At 69.0% G+C, this 10,644-nt stretch carries 12 protein-coding genes and 1 pseudogene; 8 read left to right on the plus strand and 5 right to left on the minus strand.

Annotated elements, in window-relative coordinates:
• Positions 1-132 precede the first annotated feature (132 nt).
• The 4 genes from ACGF4C_RS39045 (at position 133) to ACGF4C_RS39060 (ending at position 4,031) form a co-directional block, all read left to right on the plus strand.
• Positions 133-588, plus strand: a complete 456-nt coding sequence (locus ACGF4C_RS39045) for a DUF6238 family protein (protein WP_393573378.1) — start codon at positions 133-135, stop codon at positions 586-588.
• A 20-nt stretch (positions 589-608) separates the two neighbouring features.
• Positions 609-2,117, plus strand: a complete 1,509-nt coding sequence (locus ACGF4C_RS39050; RefSeq protein WP_393573380.1) for an ATP-binding protein — start codon at positions 609-611, stop codon at positions 2,115-2,117.
• Between the two features lie 405 nt (positions 2,118-2,522).
• A complete protein-coding gene (locus ACGF4C_RS39055) occupies positions 2,523-3,233 on the plus strand; it encodes a hypothetical protein (RefSeq protein ID WP_393573386.1) in 711 nt (236 codons plus the stop codon).
• Between the two features lie 27 nt (positions 3,234-3,260).
• Positions 3,261-4,031, plus strand: coding sequence for a hypothetical protein (locus ACGF4C_RS39060; protein ID WP_393573390.1), 771 nt, complete (start codon positions 3,261-3,263; stop codon positions 4,029-4,031).
• A gap of 128 nt (positions 4,032-4,159) precedes the next feature.
• Here ACGF4C_RS39060 and ACGF4C_RS39065 read toward each other — a convergent pair whose 3' ends face one another.
• Genes ACGF4C_RS39065 through ACGF4C_RS39080 form a run of 4 tightly spaced genes read right to left on the minus strand, consistent with a single transcriptional unit; the run spans position 4,160 to position 6,364 of the window.
• Positions 4,160-4,486 carry a hypothetical protein gene (locus tag ACGF4C_RS39065; RefSeq protein ID WP_393573392.1) on the minus strand — a complete coding sequence of 109 codons (327 nt, stop codon included), beginning with the start codon at positions 4,484-4,486 and terminating at the stop codon, positions 4,160-4,162.
• 18 nt (positions 4,487-4,504) lie between these two features.
• A complete protein-coding gene (locus ACGF4C_RS39070) occupies positions 4,505-5,212 on the minus strand; it encodes a cation transporter (RefSeq protein ID WP_393573394.1) in 708 nt (235 codons plus the stop codon).
• Positions 5,213-5,548 (minus strand): ArsR/SmtB family transcription factor, encoded by a 336-nt coding sequence (locus ACGF4C_RS39075; protein WP_393573396.1) that lies wholly within the window; start codon positions 5,546-5,548, stop codon positions 5,213-5,215.
• Between the two features lie 27 nt (positions 5,549-5,575).
• Positions 5,576-6,364, minus strand: a complete 789-nt coding sequence (locus ACGF4C_RS39080) for a hypothetical protein (protein WP_393573398.1) — start codon at positions 6,362-6,364, stop codon at positions 5,576-5,578.
• A 92-nt stretch (positions 6,365-6,456) separates the two neighbouring features.
• On the opposite strand from ACGF4C_RS39080, the gene ACGF4C_RS39085 reads away from it, so the two are divergent.
• From ACGF4C_RS39085 to ACGF4C_RS39100, 4 genes and pseudogenes are all read left to right on the plus strand, one after another.
• On the plus strand, positions 6,457-8,250 hold the full coding sequence (locus ACGF4C_RS39085) for a type IV secretory system conjugative DNA transfer family protein (protein WP_393573400.1): 1,794 nt from the start codon (positions 6,457-6,459) through the stop codon (positions 8,248-8,250).
• Between the two features lie 106 nt (positions 8,251-8,356).
• A complete protein-coding gene (locus ACGF4C_RS39090; protein ID WP_393573402.1) occupies positions 8,357-8,596 on the plus strand; it encodes a hypothetical protein in 240 nt (79 codons plus the stop codon).
• Positions 8,593-8,700: pseudogene (locus ACGF4C_RS39095) on the plus strand (DnaB-like helicase N-terminal domain-containing protein); the annotation flags it as partial. The gene ACGF4C_RS39090 and the pseudogene ACGF4C_RS39095, both read left to right, overlap by 4 nt.
• A gap of 102 nt (positions 8,701-8,802) precedes the next feature.
• The gene (locus ACGF4C_RS39100) at positions 8,803-9,732 is read left to right on the plus strand and encodes a DnaB-like helicase N-terminal domain-containing protein (protein ID WP_393573406.1); all 930 of its coding nucleotides are present in this window, start codon (positions 8,803-8,805) and stop codon (positions 9,730-9,732) included.
• Positions 9,733-9,986: 254 nt separating this feature from the next.
• Here the strand turns inward: ACGF4C_RS39100 and ACGF4C_RS39105 are convergent, their stop codons facing one another.
• Positions 9,987-10,352: a hypothetical protein gene (locus ACGF4C_RS39105; protein ID WP_393573404.1), complete on the minus strand. Its 366-nt coding sequence runs from the start codon at positions 10,350-10,352 to the stop codon at positions 9,987-9,989.
• Positions 10,353-10,644 lie beyond the last annotated feature (292 nt).

A 10,644-nucleotide genomic window follows, 5' to 3' on the forward strand; every position in this document is an offset into this window, starting at 1 on the left:
ACGAACTCCCACTCAGCATCGGATAGTTCATGGCGACGTATCACCCGACCATGGTCCACCACCCGAGATCATTTGAAGACACCCCCTAGCGCACCCAGCACGATCACCGCGCTCACCCGAAGGGCCCTCTACATGACGACCGACCCCCTGCCCGACCTGGCCTCGGACTTCGTTCCGTTCGCCACCGCGGCGCTCGACTTCCACCGGGCAATCAACCTCCCCGCCGGGCCCATGGCCGCACACCGCACCGAGCTGGACGCCCTCCACGCCCACCTCACCGCCCTGTACGGCGTGCTCGACACCCACACCGCCCGCACCACACCGCTGGCCGAGGCCGAGGGCGACCACCTCCGGGCCTGCCGGATCCGCCTGTGGCAGGCCGCCGAGCACCTCCACGACGCCTACCACTCAGCCGACCGCCCCGGCACCGGCCGACCCCGCACGCGGGAAGCGTGCCGTGCCCGGCGCCCCGAAGGCGCGCCCGAACTCACCATCTGCCAGCGCCACCTGGCCACCGCCGCACACGTCCGCCGTGACCACACACCGGCCGACCTGCGCGACCCGTTCACCGGCCTGACCCGCCACTGACCTGCTGGAGCACCACCGTCATGTCCCACCACACCCGCGACCGCGCCAGCGCGAGTCCGCTGTTTGTCCCCCGCAAAAGCGACCGCCGCACCGCCCGCGCCGCCCGTGACCAGTTCGCCGCCGCCCGCGATCAGGCCCGCCATGCCGCGCGTCCCCAAGCCCGCCGTGCCGAACCGGGCATCGACCCCGAGCTGCGAGCCACCTACCCCGCCGCCGGCCGACCCGGCCCAAACTCCTCCCGCGGCGGCCGTCTCAAGCTCCCCGCCCACCGGATGACGACTGCCACCGCGAGCGGCGCGTATCCGTTCCTCGCCGAGGGCGGCCTCGGCGCCCAGGGCATCTACATCGGCCGCGATGTCCACGCCGAGGCAGCATTTACGTACGACCCGTTCGCGCTTTACGGGCGTCTCGATGGATTCACGAATCCGAACATCCTGCTCGCCGGGATCATCGGCATGGGCAAGTCCGCCCTGGCCAAGTCCCTCGCCCTGCGAGCCGTGGCCTTCGGCTACCGGATCTACGTCCCCTGCGACCCGAAGGGCGAGTGGACCGTCGTCGCTCAGGAGCTGGGCGGCCAGACCATCGCCCTCGGCCCCGGCCTGCCCGGACGCCTCAACCCCCTGGACGCACCCGCCAGGCCGCACGGCGTCAGCGAGGAGGACTGGGCTAACGAGGTCCGCAAGCGGCGCCTGCTTCTTCTCGGTTCACTCGCGAAGACAGTCCTGCGGCGGGATCTGCACCCGATGGAACACACCGCTTTGGATGTGGCGCTCGACCAGGCTGTAGCCCACGCCGAGTCGAACAGCACCACACCGCTGCTGGGCGACGTGGCGCACGTGCTCGGCTCTCCCGAGCGGCTCGACTCCGCGCTCGGCGAGCTGACCGGGCGGCTCGGACACGCAGCCGAAGACCTGGCCCACGCACTTCGCAGGCTCGTACACGGTGACCTGGCCGGGATGTTCGACGCCCCCAGTACCGTGGCCTTCGACCCCAGTGCGCCGATGCTGTCCATCGATCTGTCGCGCCTGGGCGGTGCCGGCGACGACACCGCGCTCGTCCTGGCCATGACCTGCGCCTCGGCATGGATGGAGTCCGCGCTCGCCGACCCCACCGGCGGGCGGCGCTGGGTGATCTACGACGAGGCATGGCGCGTCATGCGGCACGTCGCGCTGCTGGAACGCATGCAGAGCCAGTGGAAGCTCAGCCGGGGCCTCGGCATCGCCAACCTCATGGTGATCCACCGCCTCAGCGACCTGCTCACCGCAGGCGATGCCGGTTCCCGGGGCCGGGCGCTAGCCGAGGGTCTGCTCACCGACTGCTCGACCCGCATCATCTACCGCCAGGAAGCCGACCAACTCACCTCCGCCGCCGCCCTGCTGGGGCTGACCGGCGTCGAGACCCAGGCGGTGTCCGCCCTCACCAAGGGGCGTGGTCTGTGGAAGGTCGCGGGCAGGTCATTCATTACTCAACATCTCCTCCACCCCCGCGAACGCGAGTTGTTCGACACAGACGCCCGGATGTCCGCCTGAGCGCATCCGCTGGCGGGGCTCACCCCGCGGAGGAAACCGAAGCCGCACTTCGGCTCCCTCCGCCCTCCCCTCCCAAGCATCTGAAGGAATCCGTCCCCACGTCTCTGCAGACCACCATCCGCCGTGCCGCACGTCGGCTCGTCCAGCTCTACATCGACGCCGCCAAGGCCAACGGCGCCCATAGCCACATCCCCTTGGCCACAGGCCCCTTCGGCGTCCTGTCGCCGCTGGCCGGCCGTAAGAGCGCCGCACCGGCCACGCCGTCCGCCTCACGGCCGATCGACCGGCAGGGGCACGACCGTCGGCCTCGCTCGCGCTAGCGCATTTTTCCGGCATCACCAAACCCGTCTTCGGGGCGCACCCTCGTTGTTCGCACGGCCCCAACCTCTGCGAGGTGCACCTCTCGTGGCGGAAACACGTCCGCACATCACCGTCAGCCAACACGCCCGCTACGGCGTCGTGGCAGCGGCTTCGCACGACAACCACGTCGCCGACCACATGCTGCGGCGTGTCGGCTTCGAGCCCCTGCCCGGCAGCAACCTCTACGCCCTCATCGAGCCGAACCGCGACCGGACCCGCCGTGGACAACAGGCGGTCCAGTCTCTGCGGGCCGCGCAGTACACGGTGACCCCCGACGCCGCCTACAACCTCAACCCTCACACCCCGCTCACCACCACCCAAAGTCTTGGCCGACTGGAGAATCGTTCCGCCACAAATGTGCCCAGTGACGTGCAGACGGCCTTCACTTCCGCCCGCGCGCTCGACGCTGACATACGAGCTGCTCAGATCGTGGTGCACGACCAGGTGCGTGACCATGAGGGCACGCTGCGCGAGGTCGGCACGGACGTACGTACCCGCGAGGGCCTGCTGCTCCGAGAGGAGGGCGACCTGCGCTATGTCGAGGCCCGGCTGGATCACACCGGGCGCGCGTTCGACGCCTTCTACGCGTTGCCCGGCAACGAGCGTCGTGACCCGAGGCTGTCGATGATGCAGCGCCCTCAGGCCGCCATCGCCGTCTCCCCCGCCCGCGCAAACGTCACGCTGCCTCAGCAACCGGCCGCCACGGTCTCCTACCGCCAGCCCTCCACCACCCCGCAGCCGGTCCGCGCCCGCTGACGTCGCTGCCTCGAAGGAGTCTTCGTGATGAACCCGCCCTACGAGCCTGACGTTGCTTTCGGAGTCCACCCCGATCTTGGCGTAGGCGCCGCGGTAGCGGATGACCGGCCGCAGCTGGACGGGATCCTGCGCAAGCACCACTTCCGCCATAGCCAGGACCTGGACGTCTATCTCTTGCCGGAGGGCACACCGCACAACACAGCGGTCCGGACCGTGGCCGCCGCCTCCCGCGAATTCCAGGACGCCGGCCTCTCCGTCGCCGCCGATCCCCGCATCATGCTGCCGCCACCCGTCCCCACACCGGACGGCGTGACCACACGTACAACGCAGCCTGGGCAGTCGTTGACCGCGCTGACCGGCGAGCTGCACGAACTGCGTCGCTCGGCCGACGTCGCCGAGGTTCTGGAGCAGATCCTCGATGAACACCACGGTGCCGTCGGCCATCTGGAGGAGTTCATCGACGCTGCCGCCGTCTCGTGCGAGCGACTCGATACCCCGGGCGGCCGGGAACTGGGCCAGCACCTGCGCACCATCGCGCACCATGTCGCCCTCCTCGGCGACCGGTTGGCCGACGCGCAGCTCGATCTGTCGGTCATGCCGGATGTGACACCCAAGGACGCCCCGCCGCTGGCCGACGTTCCGCTCCCGAAGCGGCACAACGTCCCCTCTGTCACGCGCACCGCCCGTGCTCGTGCGGCCGTGGCGTCGTCACCGAAGCACCCAGCCGACCTTCCCGCGGCCCCGGAAGAAGTACCCCGCTCCACCGGCGCGCCTCCCAGCCCCCGCCGTACACGCTGACCATCCCTTTCGATCCCAGAAGCACAGAAGAAGGAGTTCCTGTCGTGGCCGTTGTTGGTAGGCCCGGCTATCAGAACCTGCGGAATGTCTTCGCTGCTTCGCATGCGCTCATGTACGCGATGTACGCCCTAAGGAGCGCCGGTCAGGGCTTGCCGCAGCTGGTCGAGGATGGGGACACCGGCCAGTCCGTCCGGGGTCCGGTACATCCGGCAGGTCAGCCCCGGCGTCCGATCGGACTCGGCGAAGGGGTCAGGGCCGTCGATCAGGATCGTCGGCGAGCCGGTGAACTGAGCGGCCTCAAGGTCGGCCTGGTCGGTGATGGTGCGGGTCTGGAACGTCACGTCGTGCAGACCGAGCCCGTCGAGCACCTCGCGGAGCTGGTCGGCGGCGGGCCGGGCATTCGGGCAGCCGGGGACGACCAGCAGTTCGATCTTCGTGGCTTCAGGGTGGTTCATGCCGGGCCTGCGGACAGCTCAGGAGCAGCAGTCGCATCCGGGGCGGCAGCCGCAGGAGCCTTCTTCCGAAGCGGGTGTCACAGCGGAGGGGCTGGGCACGCAGCAGCCCTTGCCCCGCCAGGCATCGCGGCCTTCTTTGATGGCAACGGCGGCGATGACGAGGGCGGCGATCGGGTCGGCCCAGGCCCAGCCGAGAAGCAGGTTGGCCAGCAGGCCGGCCAGAAGTATGGCGGAGAGGTAGGTGCACAGCAGGGTCTGCTTGGAATCGGCCACGGCGGACGCGGAGCCGAGTTCCCGGCCGGCCTCGCGCTGGGCGACCGACAGGAACGGCATGATCGCCAGGGACAGCGCGGCGAGGACGACACCGGGCACCGAATGATCGGCTTCGCCGGTTCCGGTCAGCGCGCGTACGGAGTCGACGGTGACGTAGAGCGCGAGAGCGAAGAAGGAGACCGCGATAATCCGCAGGGTGCGTCGTTCGCGGGCTTCGCGGGTGCCGGGGTCGCGGGCGGAGAACTGCCAGGCGACTGCTGCGGCGGAGGAGACCTCAATGACGGAGTCGAGCCCGAAGCCGATCAGGGCGGTGGAGGAGGCGAGGGTACCGGCGGTGATCGCGACGATGCCCTCGATCACGTTGTAGGTGATCGTCGCGGCGACCAGCAGGCGTATTCGTCGGGTCAGCGTGTCACGGCGGATCGGGCTCAGGCCGAGGGGGATCGCGGTCATTCAGCAGCAGCCCTTCTCGTCGGAGTCGATGCAGGTGCGATCTGCCTCCACGGCGACCACCGCGGTGCGGAGGTCGTCCAGCGCGTGTCCGAGGCGTTCGTCGGCGAGTTCGTAGCGAGTACGGCGACCGTCGGGCACCGTGACGACCAGGCCACAGTCGCGCAGGCACGCGAGGTGGTTCGACAGGCGGGTGCGGGAGATTTCGAGGGTGTCGGCGAGGTCGGCCGGGTAGGCCGGGGCCTGGCGCAGGGCAAGAAGGATGCGGCAGCGGATGGGGTCAGCAAGGGCACGACCGAATCGCGCCAGCACTTCGATATCGGCAGCGAGTATCAGCACACTTCAACAGTACATGTGTTTCTGAATTCAGGAAAGCATGAACCATTGACCGTGAGTGCGTCTGCCGGCCTCGGCGCCGTAAGCAGGGCTGAAGCCGCCGGCCTCGGCACCCCAGCTGTCGGCGGTGGACTGGCTGAAGAAGCCCAGGAGTCGACTGAAGACGTAGGCGGGCAGCTCGGAGGCGATGTCCATGAGCGAGGCGTTGCGGGTTACCCGGAGCCGGATGCCGAGGCGATTGAGGCGGCGTCCCAAGCTGTGCGATTCGAGGGGGCGTCCGGCGTAGGTGCCGGGGAACAGCCAGTTCGGTTCGGGCCCGGCGATGCGGGGTGCGCGGCCGTGGCGGTGCTGTACCAGGTCGCGGATCAGCTCGTCCAGCGGTGCAGGAAGGTCCACGGGCTGGCGGCCGAGCCGCAGTTGGATCCTGTGGCCGTCGTCGATGATGTGCTCGGTGGTGAGGCGGCAAATACGCGCGGCGGGCTGGGCGAAGAGCAGCAACAGCAGTCCGACGGCGCGGTCGGTAGTTGTCAGTTGGGTGGCGGCGACCAGGCGGCGTACCAGTGCCCAGCGCTGGTCCTGAGCGACGATCTGGGCAGCGAAGGTGCCTGTGCAGTACGGCGCAGTCAACGGCTTGGAGTGGCCGTGGCGGGTCGTCCACTGCAGGAAGGCGCGTACGAGGGTGCGTGGGGAGGATCCGTCGGCGATCCAGGCGTCGAGCTGATCTTGGGTGCAGGCGGTGAGGGAAGTGCCGCCGTCGTGCAGCCACTCCAGCAGGCGCACGATGCCGCGGATCTCCAACTCCCTCCGCCCGTAAACCACCTCCTTCAACAGCTTCCAGGAGCCCTCGTGATCACCAGAACAACGTGCCGCCCCGCCGTTCCTCATCGCGCCGCGCACCCCTGGAACTCGCCTTGTCGTCCCTACGCACCAGCACTCCCTCAACCACCACCGGTACCGATCTCCTCCTCTACCTCCTGCTCGCCATCGCCGGCCTCGGCATGGCAGGAGGCTCACTGGCCTGGCTGTTCGGCAACCTCACCAACGCCACCGCAGGATCAGACCCATGGGCCGCCTACCACCCTGAAGAAACGTTGCTCCACCCAGATCGGGTCTGGCCTCATCTGCCGCCGCCCGCCCTGATCACCGGCTGCTACGTCCTGCCCGTCCTCGTCCTCACAGTCACCGCCGTCGTCGCCGCGAAGGTCTGGCTGCGCTACCGCAACAGCCCATCGGGACTGGCCACCCGACGTGACCTGGAGCCTCTCCTCGCCAAGCAGATCGCTGCCAAGGCCATCGACCTGCGCCCCAGCCTGGCGAACAAAAGGCCCAAGGACATCGCGCCGGACGACAGGGGCGTCCTGCTGGGCACCTTCAAACCAGGCAAGGACGAACTCCGCTCTTCCTGGGAGGACGTGATCCTGGCGATCATGGCCCCCCGCTCCGGCAAAACCTCCGGCCTGGCCATACCCGCGATCCTGCGCGCCCCCGGCCCCGTACTGCTGACCTCCAACAAGGCGGCACGCGACGCCTACACCGCAACCATCAACGCACGCGCCGAGGTCGGGACGGTGTGGACGCTGGATCCACAGCAGATCGCCCACGCTCCACAGACCATGTGGTGGGACATCCTCGCCGACGCCCGCGATCTCGCCGCAGCCCGCCGGCTCGCCGGCCACTTCGTCACCGCCTCCGTCGACGAATCCAGCGCCGGCGACTTCTGGTCCACAGCCGCCGCCAACACCCTCACCGCCTTCTTCCTGGCCGCCGCCCACGCCCGACGTCCCATCACTGATGTCCTGACCTGGCTGGCCTCGCCAGCCGACCGCACGGCCATTGACCTGCTCCAAGACGCCGGCTTCGACGCGGTCGCCGCGCAGCTCCAGGGCACCGTGGCCGGCGCCGTCGAAACCCGCGACGGCATATTCGAAACCGCCCGGCAGTACGCCAGCTGCCTCCTCGACCCCGGCATCGCCGCCTGGGTCACCCCGCCCAACAGCCCGGAGAACATGTGGGAGTTCAAGCCGGAAGCGTTCGCGACCAGCAAGGACACCTTGTACCTGCTGTCGAAGGACGGCGGCGGCTCCGCCTCGGCGATCATCGCCGCAGCCGCCGACGCCGTCATGCGCACCGCCGTCATCCAGGCCGAACGCGACGGCGGGCGTCTGGATACTCCGCTGCTGGCGATCCTGGACGAGGCCGCCAACGTTTGCAAGATCGCCGACCTGCCGGACCTGTACTCGCATCTCGGCTCCCGCGGCGTCATCCCGATAACGATCCTGCAGTCCTACCAGCAGGGCGTAAGGGTCTGGGGCCAGTCCGGCATGGACGCGCTGCTCTCCGCCGCGACGATCAAGGTGATCGGCTCGGGCATGGACGACGCCGACTTCGCCGACAAGATCTCGCGTCTGGGCGGTGAGCACGACGTGCGCACGGTCTCGGTCTCCACCGGCGAGTCGGGCAAGTCCACCTCGGTCTCGATGCGCCAGGAGCGCGTGCTCCCGCTGGACGTGCTCCGCGCCATGCCCAAGGGCACCGCCGTGCTGATGGCCACCGGTATCCGCCTCGCACGCATCGACCTCAAGCCCTGGTACAAGGGTCGCGACGCCAAGAAATTGGGCGCCGCGTCCGCCAAGTCCACGGCCGCGATCAGCGAACGCGCTGCCGCCAAGGTGCTGCGCCAGAACGACTTGGGTGCTGCGGCATGACCGGCCCCGCGCAACTCCACACCCGGGTGAGACCGCGCGGCTCGGCCCCCGCGCCGCGCCGCCCGCCCGATCTGCTTCCTGGCATTTCCTCACGAGGTGCTCTCCCATGCCACACCCCGCACCGTCCTGGGCTTCGCTCAGCCCCTCTGAGCGGCTGGCCGACGCTCCCGTCGTACGTCGCGGCGGCCATTGGTGGCTCGTATCGTCGTCCGGAGCCGTGCTCGCCTCCGACCGCGCCTTCACGCGCGAACTGGACTGCCTCGCCACCGATATGGCCGCCGCCAACCGCGCCGTCACTGATCTGCACAACGGAGGCGACACCTCCGTACGCGAGGCCCGACGGTGACGCCCCTCGTCCACGCCGAGCAGGCCGTCCTTGGAGCGGTCTTCCTGGCTCCCGTCCAGCTTGACCGCCTTTCGCCCTGGCTTCGGCCGGAGCACTTCTCCCGTCCGGCACACACTGCGATCTACGCCGCAATGCTCAAGCTCCGAGCCGACGACCACCCGGCTGCCAAACCGCAGGGCGCAGGCAGCCCCGTGCCCATGTCGTGGATGACCGACACGGTCGCCGAGGCGAGCAAGCACATCCGGGGGCTCACCGCCTCCTACGCGCATTCGCTGGTGTCAGCCTGTCCACGGCCTGAGCACTCAGCGGTCTACGGACGCATGGTGCTGGAGGGCGCCATCCACCGCAGTGTCGCCCAGCACGCCACACGACTGCAGCAGGCCGCCCGCGCCGACGCCATCCACGGTGGCGCCGAGGAGACGGTGCACCACGCCCAAGTCCTGTCCGACGTGCTGGCCGATCTCGCACGCCGCTGGGACAGCGAGCCCTGGCCTCTTGCACCCCCGCCATCGGTACCGCCCCCTCCTGCTCATCCTCAGCCGGTGGATGAAAGGCTCCTGGCCGATGAGGAGTTTCTCCTCGGCTGCCTCAGTGCGCGTCCTCAGAAGCTGGACGAAGTCGTGAGCTGGCTCCACCCCGGCGATTTCGCCGATGCCGGCCATCAGCAGATCTACCGATGCCTGGGAGCGCTCCACCACCGGGGCGAGCCCATCGACCAGCTGACCGTGCTGTGGGAGACCCAACGCCGCGGCGCCTTGGCCGACCGAACCCTCGATGCCGAACGCGTGCTGCGGATCTGCGACCCATCAGCGTTCGCAGGGTCTGCGGAGTACGTCGGCGAGCAGGTCGTGCGAGCCTCCCTCGTACGGACGGCAGCAGCCTCGGCCCGGCAGATACGTGCGCTGACCGACGACGGGTCGCTGGCGCCTGGACGACGATCGGGTACACCCTCCACGCCCTGGAGCCGCTGGATGAAGTCCGCCAACGCTGGCAAATCGCCACCGGCAACCAGTCCGAACTGCCCTGCCCTCGCCCTCCGTCCGGCTCCGTCCCGCCTGCGGCCCGTATCGACGCCGCCCGATCCCGAAGTCACCCTCGCGTCGCCAAGCCCATTTCGGCCGTGGCGCCTGCCATGACCTCACCTCCCGCCGCACCTGAGCTTCGCCGCCGCCGGAGCCCCGCATGAACGGTCCACCGGAGGCGGCGGCCTCGAAGAGGACGGGCCGTACGAGGTAGCCCACGAGTTCAACCGACTACGCACCGCGATCAGCGGCGCACCTCCCGACGGCGGCTTTCCGCTATCTACCGCTTGACCCTCACCAGGCACAGAGGCATAGGCGAGGCCCCGGCAGCCGCCGGGGTGCCAGCTGTCACACGTTGACGGCCGGCCTTACTCGTCCCAGGCCAGGCACCGAGCGGCTACCCAGCTCCTGGTGCCGGCGATGTGCGCCCAGGTCCGTCCGCCATCACAGATGCGGTAGGAGCCGCCGTTCACGCCCTTGTTGATGCAAATCCGCTTGTTCTTCGCCAACCACCCCTTGAAGTGGTACGACCGGCCCGGGCCACTGCGCCTGGCCAGCTTGATCTCGGTCCTATAGTGGTAGCACTTCTGAACCTGCACGCTCTGCCCGCCCAGGGCTACCCGGCTCGCCTGCTCTGCGGTCGGCAGGGTGGCGGCACCAGCTGCTGGCGCACTGGCAAAGGCGAGCAGGCCAACAGCGGCGGCCGTTAACCGTGCCGGATTCTTGCTACGCATGAAATCTCCCCTTTGATGGCCGTTCAGGTGCATAGGGTCTGTTCTACGTTCTGCACTGCTCCCCGTTGCCCGGGCAGTGAAACACCGAGTCCCGGCTCACGCCTGCAGAGCCTCTCGACGCGGTGAATCTCGGCCACTCCGGCAAGATTGAACTCGACCGCTTGTAAGCGGTGATACCGGCCCGTGTCGGTGCTGCGCTAAGACCGTGTCCTATGTGGTGAGGCGGATCAGGCGTTTGTAGCAGCAGAGGGCTGCGGCGAGTCCGAGAAAGGCCAGGTAGTTGCGGGGATCG

Source organism: Streptomyces sp. NPDC048197, assembly GCF_043202395.1.
In the GTDB taxonomy this organism is placed as follows: Bacteria; Actinomycetota; Actinomycetes; order Streptomycetales; family Streptomycetaceae; genus Streptomyces; species Streptomyces siderophoricus.

Excerpts from the sequence above, each read along its gene's own strand:
- ACGF4C_RS39050 (WP_393573380.1), top strand. The coding sequence starts at position 609 with ATGTCCCACCACACCCGCGACCGCGCCAGCGCGAGTCCGCTGTTTGTC.
- ACGF4C_RS39105 (WP_393573404.1), bottom strand. The coding sequence starts at position 10,352 with ATGCGTAGCAAGAATCCGGCACGGTTAACGGCCGCCGCTGTTGGCCTG.
- ACGF4C_RS39060 (WP_393573390.1), top strand. The coding sequence starts at position 3,261 with ATGAACCCGCCCTACGAGCCTGACGTTGCTTTCGGAGTCCACCCCGAT.
- ACGF4C_RS39065 (WP_393573392.1), bottom strand. The coding sequence starts at position 4,486 with ATGAACCACCCTGAAGCCACGAAGATCGAACTGCTGGTCGTCCCCGGC.
- ACGF4C_RS39100 (WP_393573406.1), top strand. The coding sequence starts at position 8,803 with ATGACCGACACGGTCGCCGAGGCGAGCAAGCACATCCGGGGGCTCACC.
- ACGF4C_RS39070 (WP_393573394.1), bottom strand. The coding sequence starts at position 5,212 with ATGACCGCGATCCCCCTCGGCCTGAGCCCGATCCGCCGTGACACGCTG.
- ACGF4C_RS39090 (WP_393573402.1), top strand. The coding sequence starts at position 8,357 with ATGCCACACCCCGCACCGTCCTGGGCTTCGCTCAGCCCCTCTGAGCGG.
- ACGF4C_RS39045 (WP_393573378.1), top strand. The coding sequence starts at position 133 with ATGACGACCGACCCCCTGCCCGACCTGGCCTCGGACTTCGTTCCGTTC.